This window comes from Nocardioides marinisabuli (genome assembly GCF_013466785.1).
Classification (GTDB): domain Bacteria; phylum Actinomycetota; class Actinomycetes; order Propionibacteriales; family Nocardioidaceae; genus Nocardioides; species Nocardioides marinisabuli.
Genome location: NZ_CP059163.1, coordinates 1,537,970 through 1,556,950, shown reverse-complemented (window position 1 = coordinate 1,556,950; position 18,981 = coordinate 1,537,970). Strand labels below are relative to the sequence as shown.

At 74.0% G+C, this 18,981-nt stretch carries 13 protein-coding genes; 3 read left to right on the top strand and 10 right to left on the bottom strand.

Features of this window, described 5'->3' with window-relative positions; translation table 11 throughout:
- Positions 1 to 126 precede the first annotated feature (126 nt).
- Positions 127 to 894 carry a lysophospholipid acyltransferase family protein gene (locus tag H0S66_RS07485; protein WP_179614834.1) on the bottom strand — a complete coding sequence of 256 codons (768 nt, stop codon included), beginning with the start codon at positions 892 to 894 and terminating at the stop codon, positions 127 to 129.
- Positions 895 to 937: 43 nt separating this feature from the next.
- Positions 938 to 2,251, bottom strand: a complete 1,314-nt coding sequence (locus H0S66_RS07480) for an aminotransferase-like domain-containing protein (RefSeq protein ID WP_179614833.1) — start codon at positions 2,249 to 2,251, stop codon at positions 938 to 940.
- 100 nt (positions 2,252 to 2,351) lie between these two features.
- Here H0S66_RS07480 and H0S66_RS07475 point away from each other — a divergent pair, with 100 nt between their 5' ends.
- Complete coding sequence (locus H0S66_RS07475; protein ID WP_179614832.1) at positions 2,352 to 3,035, top strand: GNAT family N-acetyltransferase; 684 nt, start codon at positions 2,352 to 2,354, stop codon at positions 3,033 to 3,035.
- A gap of 41 nt (positions 3,036 to 3,076) precedes the next feature.
- On the opposite strand, the gene trxA is transcribed toward H0S66_RS07475, so the two are convergent.
- The 7 genes from trxA to H0S66_RS07440 all read right to left on the bottom strand — a co-directional run bounded on the left by trxA (position 3,077) and on the right by H0S66_RS07440 (position 12,444).
- Positions 3,077 to 3,400: a thioredoxin gene (gene trxA / locus H0S66_RS07470; RefSeq protein WP_179614831.1), complete on the bottom strand. Its 324-nt coding sequence runs from the start codon at positions 3,398 to 3,400 to the stop codon at positions 3,077 to 3,079.
- 101 nt (positions 3,401 to 3,501) lie between these two features.
- On the bottom strand, positions 3,502 to 4,497 hold the full coding sequence (trxB, locus tag H0S66_RS07465) for a thioredoxin-disulfide reductase (protein ID WP_179614830.1): 996 nt from the start codon (positions 4,495 to 4,497) through the stop codon (positions 3,502 to 3,504).
- Between the two features lie 131 nt (positions 4,498 to 4,628).
- The gene (locus H0S66_RS07460) at positions 4,629 to 5,411 is read right to left on the bottom strand and encodes a hypothetical protein (protein ID WP_179614829.1); all 783 of its coding nucleotides are present in this window, start codon (positions 5,409 to 5,411) and stop codon (positions 4,629 to 4,631) included.
- A gap of 132 nt (positions 5,412 to 5,543) precedes the next feature.
- A complete protein-coding gene (gene sigM, locus H0S66_RS07455; protein ID WP_179614828.1) occupies positions 5,544 to 6,260 on the bottom strand; it encodes an RNA polymerase sigma factor SigM in 717 nt (238 codons plus the stop codon).
- Between the two features lie 7 nt (positions 6,261 to 6,267).
- Positions 6,268 to 8,370, bottom strand: coding sequence for a protein kinase family protein (locus tag H0S66_RS07450; RefSeq protein ID WP_179614827.1), 2,103 nt, complete (start codon positions 8,368 to 8,370; stop codon positions 6,268 to 6,270).
- A gap of 55 nt (positions 8,371 to 8,425) precedes the next feature.
- Entirely contained in the window at positions 8,426 to 10,081 is a 1,656-nt protein-coding gene (murJ, locus tag H0S66_RS07445; RefSeq protein WP_258017150.1) for a murein biosynthesis integral membrane protein MurJ, read from the bottom strand.
- Positions 10,078 to 12,444, bottom strand: coding sequence for a DUF6049 family protein (locus tag H0S66_RS07440; RefSeq protein WP_179614826.1), 2,367 nt, complete (start codon positions 12,442 to 12,444; stop codon positions 10,078 to 10,080). The genes murJ and H0S66_RS07440 overlap by 4 nt, the downstream gene beginning before the upstream one ends.
- Before the next feature lie 115 nt (positions 12,445 to 12,559).
- Here H0S66_RS07440 and H0S66_RS07435 point away from each other — a divergent pair, with 115 nt between their 5' ends.
- Positions 12,560 to 13,972, top strand: coding sequence for a CCA tRNA nucleotidyltransferase (locus H0S66_RS07435; RefSeq protein ID WP_179617248.1), 1,413 nt, complete (start codon positions 12,560 to 12,562; stop codon positions 13,970 to 13,972).
- Between the two features lie 33 nt (positions 13,973 to 14,005).
- Positions 14,006 to 14,503, top strand: coding sequence for an SRPBCC family protein (locus H0S66_RS07430; protein WP_179614825.1), 498 nt, complete (start codon positions 14,006 to 14,008; stop codon positions 14,501 to 14,503).
- 398 nt (positions 14,504 to 14,901) lie between these two features.
- Here H0S66_RS07430 and H0S66_RS07425 read toward each other — a convergent pair whose 3' ends face one another.
- The gene (locus H0S66_RS07425) at positions 14,902 to 18,873 is read right to left on the bottom strand and encodes a PKD domain-containing protein (RefSeq protein WP_179614824.1); all 3,972 of its coding nucleotides are present in this window, start codon (positions 18,871 to 18,873) and stop codon (positions 14,902 to 14,904) included.
- Positions 18,874 to 18,981 lie beyond the last annotated feature (108 nt).

The following is an 18,981-nucleotide window of genomic DNA, read 5'->3' as shown; positions in this document are numbered from 1 at the left end:
TATTTGTCGACATATCGCCTGCCGAGAGTTTCATCGGGCACCCGATGAATCTCTTGCCACCACCACGAAGCTTCATGGTGGCCCCGCCAGTTCCATCGGGTGCCCGATGAAACTCCCGGCCCGGCCTCAGCTGGAGGCGCGCTTCGCCGCGCGCTTGGCGGCGCGGGCCCGCTTCTCCTCGGCGTCGAGGCGGGCGGCCTCCTCGGGGGTGGGGGCCGAGCCGCCCAGGCGGGCGGGGACCCACCAGGAGCCGGGGGGCTGCTCGTCGGCGGGGTACGCCGCGACCGCGGCGTCGAGCATCGTCGTCATCCGCTCGCGCAGCAGCGCGGTCTCGGCGACCGGGTCGCTTCCGTCGGGGTGCAGGGGCTCGCCGACTCTCAGCGAGATGGTCTTGCCGCGCGAGAAGTCGCGCGGGTGGTCCTTGGTCATCATCCGCTGGGTGCCCCACAGGATCACCGGGACCACCGGCACCCCGGCCTCGGCGGCGATCCGCACCGCGCCCGTCTTGAACTCCTTGAGGTCCATCGAGCGCGAGATGGTCGCCTCGGGGAAGATCCCGACCGCCTCGCCGCGCTGCAGGAAGTCCACCGCGGTGCGGAAGGAGGCCAGTCCCTCGCCGCGGTCGACCTCGATGTGGTGCAGCGAGCGCATCAACGGCCCACCCAGCGGGTGGTCGAAGATCTCGCGCTTGGCCATGAAGCGCACCAGGCGCCCCGAGGGGTTGGCGGCCAGGCCGCCGTAGACGAAGTCGACGTACCCCACGTGGTTGCAGGCCAGCAGGACGCCGCCCTCGCGGGGCACGTGCTCGGTGCCCGTCATGGTGATGCGCTGGCCCAGGAGCCGGAATCCGGTCTTGGCAGCGACGATGATCGGGGGATAGGTCAGGTCCAGCACAGGAGCGATCCTGCCACGCCGCCGGCGCGACGGGGGGTGAGGCTCAGGAGACGTCGGTGCCCGGGGCGTCGTAGCCGCTGGGCAGACCGCGCTCTGGCGTGGTCGCGCCGAAGGTGGCGCGCAGCTCCATCTCGGCCTCCAGGACCCCGGCGAGGCGGCGCACGCCCTCGCGGATCCGCTCCGGGGTGGGGTAGCAGAACGACAGGCGCATGGCGCTGGAGCCGAAGCCGTCGGCGTAGAAGGCGGTGCCCGGCACGTAGGCCACCCGCGCGGTGACCGCACGCGGCAGCATCGCCTTGGCGTCGATGCCGGGGGGCAGGGACAGCCACACGTAGAAACCGCCTTCGGGCACGTTCCACGTGCACCCGGCCGGCATCATGTCGTCGAGCGCGGAGACCATCGCGTCGCGCCGCTCGCGGTACATCTCGCGGAACTGCTTGATCTGGCCGACCCAGTCGTGCTTGGCCAGGTACGCCGAGACGGCCATCTGGGAGAACTGCGGCGGGCAGAGCGTCGCCGACTCCTGGGCCAGCACCAGCTTCTCGCGCACCGGGTGCGGCGCCAGCGCCCAGCCGACCCGGAAGCCGGGGGCGAAGGTCTTGGAGAACGAGCCCAGGTAGATCACCGTGTCGGCCTCGTCGGCGCGCAGCGCCCGCAGCGGCTCGCGCTCGAAGCCCAGCAGCCCGTAGGGGTTGTCCTCGAGGATCAGCACGCCCTCCTCGCGGCAGATCTCCAGCACCTCGGTGCGCCGCTGAGCCGACATCGTCACGCCGGCCGGGTTGTGGAAGTTCGGGATCGTGTAGAGGAACTTGATCGTCTTGCCGGCGGCCTTCACCGAGGCGATCGCCTGGCGCAGCGCCTCCGGCACGAGACCGTGGGCGTCCATCTCGGCGTGCACGACCTCGGCCTGGTAGGCGCGGAAGACGCCCAGCGCGCCGACGTACGACGGCGCCTCGCAGATCACGACGTCGCCGGGGTCGCAGAAGACCCGGGTGACCAGGTCGACGGCCTGCTGGGAGCCGACGGTGACCACGACGTCGTCGGGGTGGGCCTCGATGCCCTCGAGGCGCATCACGTCGGTGATCTGCTCGCGCAGCTCGGGGACGCCCTGGCCCGAGCCGTACTGCATCGCCACGGTGCCCTGGTGCTCCACGAGGTCCCCGATGGCGCCGCCGACGACGTCGAGCGGGAGCCCGGAGATGTTGGGCATCCCGCCGGCCAGCGAGACGACCTCCGGCCGCGAGGCCACGGCGAAGAGGGCCCGGATCTCCGAGGCGGTCATGCCGGCCGTGCGCGCCGCGTAGCGGTCGACGAACGAGTCGAGTCGGGTCTGCGAGCGCGCGGGTGAGGAATCCATGACAGGTCTAGCATGAGGGATGCCGGGCTCGTGTGCACGCGGGGATCGCGTGCTGGTCGGGTCGATCGGCTCACAGTCGTCGGCGAGGCAGGTGAGGTGGGTGGCGCGCAGGGTCGTCCGGCTGACGCTGGACCTGCTCGAGGAGCTCGACGCGCCGTGCCGCACGTGCGCGGCCTGGCAGCTCGACCCCGTACGCCGCTCCCGGCCCTGCACGCCGCAGGAGGCGGCCGACGAGCGGGCGGCCTGGGTCTCCCGGGTGCTGCGCGAGTGGGGCTCCTGCGGGCGGGTCGTGCTCGTGGACTCCCGGCCGGTCGGCCACCTGGTCTACGCGCCACCGGTCCTGGTGCCCGGGGCCGACGCCTTCCCGACCTCGCCGGTCTCGCCCGATGCCGTGCTGCTGGTGAGCGGGTACGTCGCCCCGGAGCACGCCCGGGGCGGGCTGGGCCGGGTGCTGGTGCAGGCGATGGCCCGCGACCTGCTCGGGCGCGGCGGGATCCGCGCCGTGGAGGCCTTCGGGCACGTCGGGGGCCCCGTGGCCCCGTCCGGGGGCGCGGAGCCCGCAGGCGCCACCCAGGTGGCGCGCTGCACCCTGCCGGTGGGCTTCCTCGGGGGCGTGGGCTTCGGCACCCAGCGTCCGCACCCCCGCACGCCCCGGATGCGCATGGACCTGCGCTCCGCGCTCAGCTGGCGCGACGAGGTGGAGGCCGCGATCGAGCGGCTGCGCGGCGTGGTGCGCCCGGCCGGCGTACCGGCCGCCGAACGCAGCGAGCCCCCGGCACCGTGAGGTGACGGGGGCTCGCCGAGCGGTCTGCTGGGCGCGGCGGCTCAGATGAAGTCCGCGAGCTCCTTGAGCAGCGCGGCCTTCGGACGGGCGCCGACGATGGTCTTGACGACCTGGCCGCCCTGGTAGACGTTGATCGTCGGGATGCCGGTGACCCGGTACGACGAGGGGGTCACGGGGTTCTCGTCGACGTTCATCTTCAGGAACGTCATCTTCTCGCCGTGCGCGCCGGCGAGCTCGTCGAGGATCGGGGCGACCTGGCGGCACGGGCCGCACCACTCCGCCCAGAAGTCCACGAGGACCGGCTTGTCGGCCATCAGGACCGTCTGGTCGAACTCGGCGTCGGTCACGGCGGAGATGTTGCCCATGGTGGGACCTTTCGGGATCTGGGGTGCGGGGAGGTGGTGGGTGCTGCGGTGGAGGAACACCCGGCGGGGCCGCGATGTTCCGCGACCCGCGCCGGTGGGGCTCAGGCCCCGACGGCCTCGGCGTCGGCGCGGGCCTGGGCCTCGGCGGGCGTGGCCGCGACGTGCTCGAGCTCGGCGAGGTAGCGCTCGGCGTCGAGCGCGGCCGCGCAGCCGGTGCCGGCCGCGGTGATCGCCTGGCGGTACTGGTGGTCGACCAGGTCGCCGCAGGCGAACACGCCGGGCTGGTTGGTGCCGGTGGTCGGGTGCTCGGCGACGACGTAGCCCTCGTCGTCGAGGTCGATCTGGCCCACGAGCAGCTCGGAGCGCGGGTCGTGGCCGATCGCGATGAACAGGCCCGTGGCGTCGAGGGGGCGCTGCTCGCCGGTGGTGGTGTCCTCCAGCGTCAGCGACTCGAGCTTGTCGGCACCGTTGATCTCGGCGACCTTGGTGTTCCACAGGATCTCGAGCTTGGGGTCGGCGAAGGCGCGCTCCTGCATGATCTTGGAGGCGCGCAGCTCGTCGCGGCGCACGATCAGGGAGACCTTCGAGCCGAAGCGGGTCAGGAAGGTGGCCTCCTCGACGGCCGAGTCGCCACCGCCGACGACCGCGATGTGCTGGTCGCGGAAGAAGAACCCGTCGCAGGTCGCGCACCAGGAGACGCCGCGGCCCGACAGCTCCTTCTCGCGGGGCAGGCCCAGCTCGCGGTAGCCCGACCCGGTCGCCAGGATGACGGCGCGGGCGCGGTGGGTGTCGGTGGCGGTGCGCACCGTCTTCACCTCGCCTGCCAGCTCGACCTCGACGACGTCGTCGGCCACCAGCTCGGCGCCGAAGCGCTCGGCCTGGCCGCGCATCTCGTCCATCAGGGCCGGGCCCATGATGCCGTCGCGGAAGCCGGGGAAGTTCTCCACCTCGGTGGTGTTCATCAGGGCGCCACCAGCGGTGACGGAGCCCTCGAACACCAGCGGGTGCAGGTTGGCACGGGCGGCGTAGACCGCCGCTGTGTACCCGGCGGGACCCGAGCCGATGATGATCACGTTGCGGATGTCGTTCTCGGACATGCGTCCAGCTGCTCCTCGGTCTGGGGGTGGACCGGTTCCCGGTCCGTCGGGTCCAACCGATCCTAGGCGAGCGGCATTCCCGGAGGTGCCGGAGCGGGTGAGGCAGGTCTCAGCGGCGCGTCAGCGGCGGGTCATCGACGGGGGAGGGTGGTGCTGCGCAGCACCCCACCGGTGCCGCACTGCAGCAGGTCGACGACCTGGCTGTCGCCCGCGGGCTCGCGGAAGGCCAGCACGGCCGGCTCGCCGTCGTACAGGACGGCCACGGGCAGGCCCGCGCCCCACTCGGCCGGCGCGCAGTCCTGCCAGCGTCGCGCGACGGGACGGGGGGCGGCGCGCAGGCGGGCCACCCTGGCCGAGGGGCCGCCGCCGACCCGGATGGCGCGACGCTGCACCACGGCCGCGTCGTCGCCGAAGGAGTCGTCGTCGACGCGGGCCAAGCGCCGGTCGACCACCACGACACCGCGGCTGGGCTGGTCGCGGGTCAGGGTGGACCCGGCCGCGGGACCGCTCTCGGCCCCGGCGTCGTAGCCCGGCTCGTCGCTGGTCTCCCCGCGGTCGGGGGCGGTGCTGCGCGCGCCGAGCTCGTCGGCCACGCTCTCGCCGGCGCTGCTGGAGTCACCGCTGGAGCCTGCACCGGACAGGTCGACGACCTGGCCCAGGCCGATCCCGACGGCGATCACGGCCGCGGCGGCGACGAGCATCGAGGCGGCGCGCCGGCGGCGCGCGGCGGCCAGCTCGAGGACCCCGGTGCCGCTGACCCCGCTGGGCACGTCCTCGCCGGCCTCGAGCCGGGCGAGCACCTCGTCGAGGCGGGTGGCCACGTCGCCGGGCACGGGAGCCTCGTGCCGGGCGTCGGCCAGGAGGCGCCGCAGCCGGGCCTCCTCCTCGGGGGAGGGCGTCGGGTGCCCGGACATCTCGCCTCCTCGGGTGGCTGGTGCGGGTGGGTGCTGACGGGTCATCCTCCCCGGTGGCCAGCTGCTGCCGGTGGCCGGGGTCTGCCAGCCGGTGCGGTCAGGCTCGGGGCGGGCTCGGGGTCGGGCCCAGGGTCAGGAGCGCGGAGCGGGTGGTCCGCGCGGGTCGTCAGGTCGGACGTGCGGGCCCGCGTCGGGGTTCCCTGCGGCGGGGTGGTGGGCCTGGCCCGGGGCCCGGTCGTCGTCGACCAGCAGGTCGGCGAGGTGGGCGGCGAGGCGGGCCCGGCCGCGCGAGCAGCGCGACTTCACGGTCCCTACGGCGACGTCGAGGATGCGGGCCGCCTCGGCGACCGGGTAGCCCTCCATGTCGACGAGGACGATGGCGGCGCGCTGGTCGGCGCCCAGGGTGCCCAGGGCGTCGACCACGGCCCGGCGCCGCTCCGCGCGCACCGAGTGCTCGGCGGGGTCCTCGGTCTCGGGGGCGGCGGTGCGGGCGTCGCCCCGGTCGCCGTACTCCTCCAGGTCGTCGGGCAGCCGGTCGGTACGGCGTACGCGCGCGGCCCGCAGCCGGTCGAGGCAGGCGTTGACGACGATGCGGTGCAACCAGGTGGTCACGGCGGCGTCCCCGCGGAACGACCCGGCGCGGCGGTAGGCGGCGACCATGGCGTCCTGCAGGCCGTCGGCGGCGTCCTCGGGGTGGCCGGAGGTGCGCAGCGCGACCGCCCAGAGCCGGTCGCGGTGGCGGGCGAAGAGCTCGCCGAAGGCACCCTCGCGACCCGCCACGTGGGCGGCCAGCAGGGCCCGGTCGTCGAGCTCGGCCAGCGGCCGCTCGTCCTGGCGGTGCCCCCTCATCGGGTGCTCACCCGAGCACCCGGATCTCGGAGACCTCGGCGCGGAATCCGTCGCCCACGTCGGGCAGGGAGGTGAACCACACGGTCACGTAGCGACCGGCCACGGCCTGGTCGAGCTCGATGCGCTCCTGGGTGCCGGCGCTCACGTCGGCGACGGGCTCGAGGTCGGCCACGCCGCTGGGCGCCTCGTCGGTGACGAAGAGCTGGACCTGCGACCCCTCGCCCAGCAGGTCGAGCTCGACGCCGCGCACCTCGGCCGGGTCGCCGAGGTCGACGACGAGGCCGACGCCGGTCTTGAGCCCGGCGGGGCCGAGGTCCTGGCGGTAGGTGGAGGTGCGCCAGCTGGTGGCGGGGTCGCCGTCGACGGTCAGCGGGGTGAGCTCGGGGTTCTCCTCCGGCGGGTCCGCCTGGGGGTCGAGGTCGGTGACGCTGAGCCCGGTCAGCGGCTCGGGCGTGGCCGAGGCGGTGGCCGAGGTCCCCGCGGTGGGGGAGGCCTCGTCGTCGGGGACGCTGCCCAGCGGGGTGCGGCCGCGCCCGAGGTTGAAGGCGACCGCCACGGCGACCACCAGCAGCACACCGGCCAGCAGCAGGGCCGCGAGGCGGAAGGTGCTGCGCCCGGGGACCTGGTCGTCGTCGGCGGGCACGCCGGTGTCGAGCAGCCCGCTGCCCGTGTGGGTCATCGAGCCCAGCGCGCCCACGCCGGTGCCGTGGCCGGTGCCGTGCCCGGTGCCGGTGTCCCAGGGCCAGTAGTCGCCGGCGCCGGTCGGGGTGGAGGCGGCGCCGGGCCGGGCCCGGCGGACCGGGGTGCCCTCGGGCGGCTCCGGGGCGAAGAGCGGACGCGGGGTCGGCTCCTCCAGCGGGGGTGGCGGGGGGCCGGGCACCTGGCGGCGGCTGCGGTCCTCCTGCTCGTCGAAGGAGGGCAGGCCCGCCTCGGTCGGCAGGTCGACCGACGAGGCGGCCTGCCGGCCGTCGGCCTGGGTCGTCGGCCCCGCGGCGTCGGGGGCCTCCACCGGCTCCGCCTCGGTGTCCGTGTCCGCGGTGTCGGTGTTCGTGTCCGGGTCGCCGCTCGGCAGCTCGGTGACGACGGTGGGCTCGTCGGGCTGTGCCGATACGTCGGACGGGGCCGGTACGTCGGAGGCGGCCGGCTCGTCGGACGGGGTGGGCTCGGGCGTGGGGACGACCACGGTCGGCTCGTCGCGGGGCAGGTCCTCGGCCCGCACGACCCGGGTCGGCTCGACCTCGGGCTCGTCGGCAGGGCGCAGCCCCAGCTCGGGCACCGCGCTGAAGCGCACCGGGCCGCTGCCGCGCGAGACCAGCCGCTCGACCAGCGACTCGGGGATGCCCGTGGGGTCCCCGACGAAGTCCTCGAGGGCCGCGGTCAGGCCGCGCGCCGACTCGGGGGCCCGCAGCCCGCGGCCCCGCCCCGACAGGTCGAGGACCTCGTCGCAGAGCACGTCGAGCTGGCGGGGGATCCCGGCCCGCACCTGCCGGGGCCGCAGTACCCGGCCGTGCTCGCGGGGTGCCGAGACGACGGCGGAGTCGGAGGCGCCGGCCCAGCGGCCGGTCAGCGCGGCGTACAGCAGCCCGGCCAGGTCGTCGACGTCGTCCTCGACCCGGCTCTCGGGCCGGCCGTGCAGCGCGGCGTCGACGCACCACCCGATGACCCGGATCGAGCCGTGCAGGTCGACCAGCACGTTCTCGGGGTTGAGCCGGCCGTGGGCGACCCCGGCCGCGTGGGCGACGGTGGCGGCGGCGCCGACCTCGGCGACCAGCCAGGCCGCCCGGCGCGGCGAGAGCACGCCGCCGGCACCGAGCATGATGTCGAGCGAGGTGCCGGTGCCCCACTCGTTGACGACGTAGCAGAGGCCGTCGACCTCCTCGGCGTCGAGCACCCGCAGGATGTGCGGGTCGAGCACGGTGGCGGAGCGGCGGGCGGCGCGGAGGAGACCCTCGGCGCGCGGGTCCTCGGCGGAGATGACGTGCAGCGCCACGTGGCGCTCCAGGATGCGGTCGTGGGCGCGCCAGAACCGCCCGCTCCCGCTCTCGCTGAGCAGGTCGACGAGCCGGTACCGGCCGGCGAGCAGGTCACCGGGCCGGATCGAGTGGGGCACTGCGCTCCTTCGCGGGGGCTCGGCGGTGGGTGGCTGCCCCGCCATCGTAGGGGGGTCAGTCGTGCTGCGGGGCGGGGGCGCGTCGGGTGAGGGTGCGCAGCACGTCGGTCACCTCGCGCAGGCGCACCAGACGGGCCAGGACCAGGAAGACGGCGACGTCGACCGCGCCGGTCACCACGACCCGCAGGCCGGCCATCAGCCGGCTCTCCTCGGGGCCGACCTGGTGCAGGCCCCAGGCCGCTGCGGCGGCGACCGAGGTGCTCACCGCGACCACCAGCAGCGCGCGCACGGCGAAGCGCAGCAGGGCCCGCCCGCCCAGGCCGCCGACCCGGCGCGAGAGCACCGACCACGACACGACCGAGCCGACGGCGTACGCCGCCGCGTAGGCCAGCACCAGCGAGGGCGCGGTGAAGGCCGCACCGGTGCTGAGCACCAGGGCCAGGGCGACCACCACGTTGGTCACGCCGACCGCGCACTGCACGAAGAAGACGGTGCGGGTCTGCTCGAGGGAGTAGAAGCCGCGCAGCACCACGTAGTGGACGGTGAAGAAGACCAGCCCCGGCCCGAAGAGCGCCAGGGTCGTGACGTAGTTGTCGACCGAGTCCGCGGCGGCGCCGTACCCGAAGAGGATGCGGGGCAGGTCGGGGGCCAGCAGCGGCAGCAGCGCCGCGAACGGCACGATCACCGCCAGCGCGGTGCGCAGCGTCGAGGAGAGCGTCTCGCCCAGCGCCCGCAGGTCGCCGCCGGCGGCGCGCGCCGAGAGCCGCGGCAGGATCGCGGTGGCCAGCGAGACCGTGATGATCGAGTGCGGCACCATCACGATCAGGAACGCCGCGGCGTAAACCGTCGCGCCTGTGCCTTCGGGGTCACGACCGGCGGTACCGGTCGAGGCCAACCAGATCACGACGGTGTACGCCGCCTGGTTGACCACCACGAAGCCGACGGTCCACACGCCCAGGCGCAGGGTGTGGCCCAGGCCGGTGCCCCGGAAGTCGAAGCGCGGTGCGTAGCGGAAGCCGGCGCGCCGCAGGTAGGGCAGCAGCACCAGCAGCTGCAGCGCGATGCCCGCGGTGGAGCCGAGGCCCAGCAGCAGCTCCTGGGAGGTGCTGAACCCGGCGAACCGCTCGGACTCCCGGGCGGCGCCGAAGACCAGCAGGTAGACCACCAGGGTGGCCACCGCGACCACGTTGTTGGCGATCGGCGCCCACATCATCGGCCCGAACGTGCCACGGGCGTTGAGGATCTGCCCGACCAGCACGAACATGCCGTAGAAGAAGACCTGCGGCAGGCAGTAGCGCGCGAAGTCGACCGTCGAGTCGCGGACCTCGGGGGGCCAGTCGGTCGTGTAGAGGCCCACCACCAGCGGCGCGGCGATCACCAGCAGCACCGTGACCGCGGCCAGGAAGAGCCCGGCCAGGGTCACGACGCGGTTGGTGTAGGCCTCGCCGCCGTCCTCGTCGTCCGTCAGGGCCCGCACCAGCTGGGGCACCAGCACGGCGTTGAAGACGCCGCCCGCCAGCAGGATGTAGAGCATGTTCGGGATCGTGTTGGCGATGTGGAACGCGTCGGCGTGCAGCAGGTTGCCGAGCGCGGCCGCCAGCAGCGTGGCCCGGACGAAGCCGCTCAGCCTCGAGAAGGTGGTGCCGGCGGCCATCACGGCCGACGAGCCGAGGATGCTGGAGCGCTCCTCGTCGGTGCTGGTGGTGCTCACGCCTGCTCCTGGGGGACGTCGGAGGGGTGCCCGGAAGAGTGCTCGTCGGGGTGCTCGGCGCGGGCCGCGCGCACCCGGCGCACGAGCCGGACCACGATGGCGCCCAGCAGCAGCGCGGCGCCGGCGCCCATGATCAGCCAGATCACCCGGCTGACCTGGGCGGCCCGGATCGGGACCACGTCGACGTCACCGAGCGGCACGTCGTTGACGTCGGTCAGCACCAGGGTCACGTTGTGCACCCCCTGCTGCTCGGTGGTGGCGTTGAGCAGCACCGTGGTCGAGCTCTCGGGCGGCACCTCGATGCTCTCGGGCACCCGCAGCGTCATCGGCTGGTCGGAGCGGGCGTCGAGGCGCACCGTGACGGTCTGGTCGAGGGTGTTGGTGATGGTCGCCGGCAGCCGGCCGCTGGCGCTCGAGAGGGTCACGCCGGGCGGGGCGCTCACCTCGACGGCGCCGAGCAGGTCGCGCACGTCGTCGGTGGCGGCCTGGGCCGAGCGCAGCGCGGCGGCACGCACCGGGCGGGTCAGGTAGGAGGCGGTCGGGTAGGCCTGCGCGGAGACCACCGAGGCGACCCGGTCGTTGAAGGTGAGCAGGTCCTGCAGGTGCTGGCCGGCGGCCACGAGCTCGGTCGCGGCGGCGAGGTCGGCGGCGCCCAGCTCGGCCTCGAGCTGCGAGTCGGGGTAGGTCAGCTCGTCGCTGTCGACCCGGCGCGCGCGGCGGTCGGCCGTCGCCTCGGCCACCGTGTCGAGGTCGACCCAGGAGGTGCCCAGGCCCTCGAAGAAGTCGGCCGGGTCGCCGTCGGGCACCCAGCCCAGCGGCAGCGTCAGCACCAGGGGGGAGCGTTGACCGGTGTCGAGCAGCCGCACCGCGGCCTCGCTGAGGATCCGCTGGCGCAGCGCCAGCGACGACAGCCGCTCGCCCGGGCCCGGGCCGCCGTCGACGGCCCCCGAGGAGGAGAGCACCACGTCGCGCCCCTCGATGGAGACCACGCTCGGCAGCGGGTCGTCGGCGCGCTGGCCGCCGAGCATCCGGTCGGTGAGCAGGATCGTCTCGTCCTCGCGGGCCTCGGCCAGGGCCTCCACGGGCAGGAAGCCCAGCGGCGAGGCCAGCCCGGGGCTGGTGCTCAGCTCGACGCCCTCCAGCTCCGAGCCGGAGCGGCGGCGCGCGGAGCGGTAGAGCTCGGGGGCCAGCCGCGAGGCGGCGGCCACGTCGAGGTCGCCGTACGGCAGCGCGAGCACCTGGGAGCCCGACCCCACCGCGGCGGCGAGGTCGTCGAGCCAGTCGCCGGCGCTGCGCGCGAGCGCGGCCTGCTCGGCGTCGAGCCCGTCGACGGCGTCGTCGCCGAGGCGCTCGGGCACGGTCCCGGTGGTCTCGGGGAAGTCGGGGTCCGCGGGGGCCGAGGGATCATCCGTCGACCCGTCCTCGGCGGGGCCCGAGGGGCTCGAGCTCCCCGAGGGATCGGTGCCGTCGGTGCCGTCGGGGTCGGGGGCGTCGGGGTCGCGGGGGTCGATGGTCGGCTCGATGGACCGGGCGGGGTTGCCGGCGGCCAGGCGCCCGGCGGCGTCGGTCACGGCCGGGTCGACCAGCCAGGTCAGCGGGGCGCCGTCGGCGCCCGCCCCGAACTCGACCAGCCGGGCGAGCGGACCGTCGGCGTCGAGCGCGCGGCTCCACGACTCCAGCCCGGCGACCCGGCCGTCGGCCTCGTGGAGCACCCGGCGCCGCAGCGGCACCACCACCGAGACCGGCAGGCTGCGCTCCTCGGCGCCGACCCAGGGCAGGAAGGTGCGGGCCCGGCCGTCGGCGTTGAGGTCGCGCCCGGCGGCGTCCTGGCCCAGGGCGTGCACCCCGAACCAGTAGACGCCGCGCTCGTCGACGTCGAGGCGCGAGCGGGCCACGGTGAAGGAGTAGTCGGCCGACTCACCCGGCTCCAGCGTCTCGATCGTCGCGTAGGGCCCCGGGTCGGTGACCCGGGCCCCGACGAAGTTGCGCACCGGGGTGTCGCGCGCCCGGCTCAGCTCGGCCGGCGTGGTCAGGGCCGAGTCGCCGAGGAAGGGGTAGAGGTTGACGGTCGTCCAGGTCTGGTCGTCGACGTTGGTGACGGTGCCGGTCACCTCGATCGGGCCCGACCGGGGCAGCTCGCCCGGCGTCAGCGAGTCGATGGTGACGCTGAGCGGCTCGGCGGGGTCCTCGGCCGCGGCGGCGTACGCCGGCCCGGTGCCGCTCGGCGCCCCCACGGCGGCCAGCGTGCCGACCAGCGCGGCGCAGAGCGTGCCCGCAGCCAGGCGCCCGCGGCGGCTCCTGCGTCGACCGGGTCGACCGGGTCGGGCCCCGTGGGCAGGGGGCAGTGCACGGGGGAGGACCACGCCCCGACTCTAGTGGGGCCCCGTCACGGGGCCGGGCACCGTGCACCGCACCCGCTGCGCGGAGGCGCACCTAGACTGTCGGCCCGTGCCCCACGACGAGCCCGCCCCCCTCAGCATGGTCGAGGTGCAGCGATCGGTCGCCGCCGAGCTGGACCGCATCGCCCCCGTGATCGACGAGCTCGGTCGCCGCTTCACCGACGCCGGCCACGAGATCGCCCTGGTCGGTGGGCCGGTGCGCGACGCGATGCTGGGTCGCCACCACAACGACCTCGACCTCACGACCTCGGCACGGCCCGAGCAGACCGAGCGGCTGCTGAAGGGCTGGGCCGACGCGATCTGGGACATGGGCCGCGACTTCGGCACCATCGGCTGCCGCAAGGGCGAGTGGCAGGTCGAGGTGACGACGTACCGCTCGGAGTCCTACGACCCGTCCTCGCGCAAGCCCGACGTCGCGTTCGGCGACACCCTGGCCGGCGACCTTGGTCGTCGCGACTTCACCGTCAACGCGATGGCGGTGCGGCTGCCCGGCCGCGAGGTCGAGGACCCGTACGGCGGGGTGCTCGACCTGGCCCACCGCAGGCTGCGGACGCCCGGCACCCCCGAGGACTCCTTCTCCGACGACCCGCTGCGGATGATGCGCGCGGCGCGCTTCGCCGCCCAGCTCGGCTTCGACGTCGACGAGTCCGTGGTCGCGGCGATGACCGCGATGGCCGAGCGGATCGAGATCATCTCGGCCGAGCGGGTGCGCGACGAGCTGGTCAAGCTCGTCATGGCGCCGCACCCCCGCCGCGGGCTGACGCTGCTGGTCGAGACCGGGCTCGCCGAGCGGGTGCTGCCCGAGCTGCCCGCGCTGGCCCTGGAGCGCGACGAGCACCACCGCCACAAGGACGTCTACGAGCACACCCTGACCGTGCTGGAGCAGTCGATCGACCAGGAGGAGCGCCTCGGCGGGCCCGACCTGGTCTCGCGGCTGGCCGCGCTCATGCACGACGTCGGCAAGCCGCGCACCCGGCGCTTCCTCGACGACGGCACCGTCACCTTCCACCACCACGACGTCGTGGGCGCCAAGCTCACCCGCAAGCGGATGAAGGCGCTGCGCTTCTCCAACGACGAGATCGAGGCGGTCAGCGCCCTGGTCGAGCTGCACCTGCGCTTCCACGGCTACGGCAGCGGGGAGTGGACCGACTCGGCGGTGCGCCGCTACGTCCGCGACGCCGGCGACCAGCTGACCCGCCTGCACGTGCTGACCCGCGCCGACTCCACCACCCGCAACCGTCGCAAGGCCGAGCGGCTCGCTCGCACCTACGACGACCTCGAGGCCCGCATCGAGCGGCTGGCCGAGGCCGAGGAGCTCGGCGCGATGCGCCCCGACCTCGACGGCAACCAGATCATGGAGATCCTCGGGATCGGGCCGGGGCGCGAGGTCGGCCAGGCCTACCGGCACCTGCTCGAGCTGCGGATGGACGACGGCCCGCTGGGCGAGGAGCGCGCCCGCGAGGAGCTGCTCGCCTGGTGGGCGCAGCGGTAGCCGACCGGCCCATACCGACGGTACGGTCCGCTCATGACCACCGCAGCCACCCCCAGCAACGCGCCCGACCACCGCGAGCACGACCTGCGTGCCGAGATCGAGGTCGACGCGACCCCGGCCCAGACCTGGGCGCTGGTGAGCGACCTGCGCCGGATGCCGGAGTGGAGCCCGCAGGTGCGCCGCACCTTCGTGCCCGGCGGCGCCGTCGGGCCGGGCAGCCGGATGGTCAACCTCAACCACCGGGGCTGGATGCACTGGCCCACCCAGGCCAAGGTGGTGCGCTTCGACCCGCACCGCGAGATCGCCTTCCGGGTCACCGAGAACTGGACCGTGTGGTCCTTCACCCTCGAGCCCCTCGACGACGGCACCCGCACCCGCATCGTGCACCGCCGCGAGACCCCCGACGGCATCTCTCCCCTCTCCAAGGGCCTGACCAAGGTCGCCTTCGGCGGCGTCCCCGCCTTCGGCCAGGAGATGCAGCAGGGCATGCAGCGCACCCTCGAGCGGATGCGCGCCACCCTCGAGTCCTGACCGCCGCCTGGTCGGCCAGCGGCACCCCGTTGGCCGAGCAACCAGGGCGCCCGCCGTTGGTCGAGCAGCGAGGGCCGAAGGCTCGAGCGTCGCCGAGACCCCGTGAGCCCATGGCGTACGGCAAGCGCGCACCTCACTGGGTCTCGACGACGTTCCTCGCTGGCGCTCGTCACTGCTCGACCAACGGTGCCCCCCCCGTTGGTCGAGCAGTGAGGGCCGAAGGCTCGAGCGTCGCCGAGACCCGGTGAGCCCATGGCGTACGGCGAGCGCGGTTCTCGCGGGGTCTCGACGACGTTCCTCGCTGGCGCTCGTCACTGCTCGACCGACGGCGACCCCCCGTACGACGACGCGGCGCCGGCCCCCGAGGGGACCGGCGCCGGTCGGTGGTGCGGTGGTGACTACTTCTTGGTGACGAAGCCGTCGACGTAGGCGAACTTCGAGCGGACCTTGAGCACGAGGGTGTGCTGGCCCTTGCCGAGGCCGTTGAAGACCCGCTCGAGGCTGACCCGGCGCGAGGGCTCGTCGTTCTTGAACGAGATGACCCCGACGCGCTGGCCGTCGACCAGCACCGTGGCCTTGCCGCCCTGGGCGTCGGTGCCGTAGACCACGGCGGCCTGCGGGCCGCTGAAGTCGAGGCGCAGCACGTCCTTGCCCTGGCCCTGGCCCTTGGCGGCGTTGTCGCAGTAGTTGCCGCCGGGGCCGCGCTGGGAGCCGACCGTGCGCCACGAGCCCGACCGCTCGACCTTGCCGGACTGGCAGGCCGAGAAGCGGTGCACGCGGAAGCGGATCGTGTCGGTGTCGCTGGCGCCGTCCTCGTCGGTGACGGTCAGGGTGACCTTCTGGACGCCGACCTCGCGGAAGCGGTGCTTGGTGCGGCGTCCACGGGCGTCGACCTCGCTGCCGCCGTCGTGGAAGTCCCAGGTGTAGCTCAGGTCCTTCGAGCCGGTCTCGAGGTCGCTGGAGCCCTTGCCCGAGAGCCGCACCGAGCGGGAGTCGGTGGCGCGCGCGGGCTTGGCCTTCGCCTCGGCCGTGGGGGCGGTGTTCTCGCCGCCACCGGCACCGTCCTCGGTGACGGTGATGGTCACCGACGCGGTGTCCACGGCGCCCTGCGGGTCGGTCACCGTGACCGTGGCGGTCTTGGTGCCGGGCGTGCCGTACGACGCGGTCACGACCTCGCCGGTCGCGTCCTTGGTCTCGCCGCCGTCGCCGAAGTCCCAGACGAAGTCGAGGTCCTCGACGCCGCTCTGGGCATCGGTGGTGCCCTCGGCCGAGAGCGTCACGTCCTCACCGGTGCCGACCGTGGTGGGGGTCGCCTTGGCGACGGCCTCCGGTGCGGTGTTGTCGGCGGCGGGCTCCTCGTCGAGGTAGCCGTAGTTGAACTCCCCGCAGCCGGAGCCGACGGTGAGGTCGACGTCGCCGGTGAGGTTGTTGGCCGGTGCGGCGTCGTCGCCCGACATCGACCTCACGGTGAAGCCCAGGCACCCGAAGGCGAACTCCCAGTCGCCCGAGGTGGTGCTCGGGTCGGAGTAGTTGTCCACGTGGGGCTTCGCCGGGGCGTCGGAGAAGCTCGAGCGGGCGGCCGCGGCCGTGAAGGCCGCGTCGTTCAGCTCAGGGGTGTCGCTGCCCGGCGTCGGGGTCGCGTCGAGCGGCGACTGCGCCGGCGGGTTGTCGGTGCCGGTGTTGCCGTAGCCGTGCGCCTCGTCGGTGTAGACCAGGGAGAGCCCGGCCTCGAAGGCGGCGCCGCCGCGGTCGGCCTGCCCCTTGCCGTCGAAGTCGAACCCGGAGCGGTCGCGCATCTCCAGGTAGTAGGCGTGGTCCTGCTCGGAGGCCGCCCCGGCCTGGAGGAACTTCCAGCCCTGGGTGCAGCTCTGGGCGACGGTCAGGTCCTTGCGGCAGCCGCCGTTGAAGATCCGGCCGTCGTCGGGCCCGCCGCTGGTCTCCAGGTCGGTGACCAGCACGTCGTACGGCGCCTTGCCGGGCTCGGTCACGGTGACCTTGAGGTCGTCGACGAACCAGCCGGGCCGGGCCAGGCCCGGGTCGGTGGCGTAGCTGAAGCGCAGCGCACCGGCCTCCTTGCCCGCCAGCTCGCTGATGTCGTAGCGGTCGGCGAGGAAGACGGCCTCGGGGGTCTCACCGAGCTTGCGGTCGAGGGCCTCCGAGCCGGCGGCGTAGCTGCCGGAGGTGCCGGTCAGGCCGTGGTCGAAGGTGGCCTGGCACTGGTTCTGGTTGGGGTTGCCGGCCAACGGGTCGGTGTTGGAGGTGGTGTAGCCGTTCTCCGACTCGTTGGATGTGTAGGTCTTGCCGCCGTCGGTGGTGGTGAGCACGAAGCCGTAGTCGTAGTCCCACTCGATGTCCCACCACGACTTCATCGACAGCTCGACGGTGCTGCCCGCCGGCACGGTGGCCAGCTGCGGGATCGCCACGTCGAGGTTGCGACCGCTCTGCGGGGCGCAGCCGAAGTCGTTGCCCGAGCCCGACCACCAGGCGTGGGTCTTGCTCGCCTTGTCACCGGAGTCGAAGACGGCCGGGTCGAGGAGCTGGCGGCCGGGGAGCTTGGCGACGTACATCGGCGAGTTCTGCACGCGCCCGTCGGTGCCCTCGCGCAGCGTGTACGGCGTGCCGTCGGGGGTCTGCCAGGTGATGGCGTCGATGTCGGTCTTGGAGTCCTTCCAGCCGGTGACCGAGGTCGAGGCGTCGAGGACCTGCGGGACGACCCAGCCCATCTCCTGGCGCGAGAACGCGTCCATGTTCTGCGACTGGTCGGTGGCCATCAGGTTCCAGTCGCCGTAGGTCTCGCGGCTGCCGGTGGAGTAGAAGTCCGGCAGGCCCAGCGAGTGGCCGTACTCGTGGCTGATGACGCTGGCCGCGTCGATGGCGGTCTCGGGGTTGACGTTGTAGGGCCCGACCCGGACGTAGACGACGAGGTCCTTGCCCTTGTCGGTGGTGGTCATCGTGGTCCGCGTGGTGTCGGTGTACCAGAGCGGGCGGCCCTCGAGGTCCTTGAGCTGGTCGTCGGTGGTGAAGCCGGCCAGACCCGTCTCGGGGTCGGTGTAGTAGAACTCCAGCGACGAGGAGTGCGGCCACACGTTGTCGTAGGAGACGTCGGTGTACTCGCAGCCCAGGATCGTGAGCTGGGAGGCGCCGTTGCCGCCGCAGCCGGCGAAGACGGCCATGAAGAAGTCGACGACGCCGTCCTTGTCGGTGTCGAAGTCGGAGTAGTCGACCTCGGGGTCGGCGATCGCGGCGGCGTCGTAGACCATCTTGCCCGGGGTGCCGCAGCCGCTGTCGATGGCCTGCAGCGCACCGACCCCGGCCAGCGCGCCGACCAGGGCCGAGCCGTTGGCGTCGGCGCCGTAGTAGGCGGTGTTGCCGGGCAGGTTGTAGACGCCGTCGCTGATCCGCTCGGGGTAGAGCGGCGTGCCGGCCGGGTCGAGCGGGGAGTCGGCGTAGGTCAGGCCGCCCGTGCAGGTCTGGCCCAGCTCGACACCGGTGAAGTCGAAGCCCGGCTCGTAGGCGAAGTCGGTGCCGTCGAGGCCCGCGGAGGGCACCGTGCCCTCGGGGAACAGCTGGCCCAGGCTCATCTCCTGGAACAGGTTGAAGGTCGAGCCCTCGAAGGTCGGGTCGTTGATGATCTTCTCGAGCTGACCGCCGGTGTGGGTGGCCTGGTACTTCCGGTCGGTGTACTGCACCGGCACGATCGGGAACGGCCGGTCGCCGTAGCGGGCGGTCTCGTAGATCTCGTTGGGCGGGATCACCTTGGGGCCGTGGCTGGTGACGCTGGTGCTCTGGGCCGCGCGGGTCACCTTCGCGGTGCTGGACAGGTCGCGCCACACGATGGTGGGCTCCTGGGCCAGCGAGTCGGCCTCGTGCTCGAGGACCAGGGTGACCCGGGCGGGCGACTCCGCGCTGCCGGCGGGCACCAGGGGCACGGTCCAGGTCAGGGTGTCGGTGCCGCCGGAGGCGACCGGGGTGGTCGAGGTGCCGCTCGGCGGGCGCACGGCGGTGATGGTGCTGCCGCGCGGGGCGGTGACGCTGACGGTGACGCCGGTGACCGGCGTGGTGCCCGCGTTGGTCAGGAGGATCCGCGAGGGGTAGCTCTCGGCGGGCTTCACCCAGCCGACCGAGGAGACGAAGCTGTTCTCGACGGCGAGGTCGCCGAGGGAGGCCTTGCTGGGCGGGGCGGCGATGACGCCGGGCGCGGACGCCGCCGCGACGGCGCTGGTGGCGCTGCTGAGGCTGCTAGCGGGCTCGGCGGTGGCAGCCGTGGCCGCACCGAGACCGAGGGCGCCGAGACCGGAGAGAGCGGTGGTGCCGGCGGCGAGCAGGGCGGTGGCCCTGAGTCGCCGGCGGTGGCGGGGTGTGGGATGCATGGTGGTCCTCGAGACGGGCGCCCCCGGTAGGGGCGCGTACCCCGGGCCAACGACCCCCGTGGGCCACGGGTTACGAGCGGGCCGCCCTTCTTCACCGCCCTCACCCGC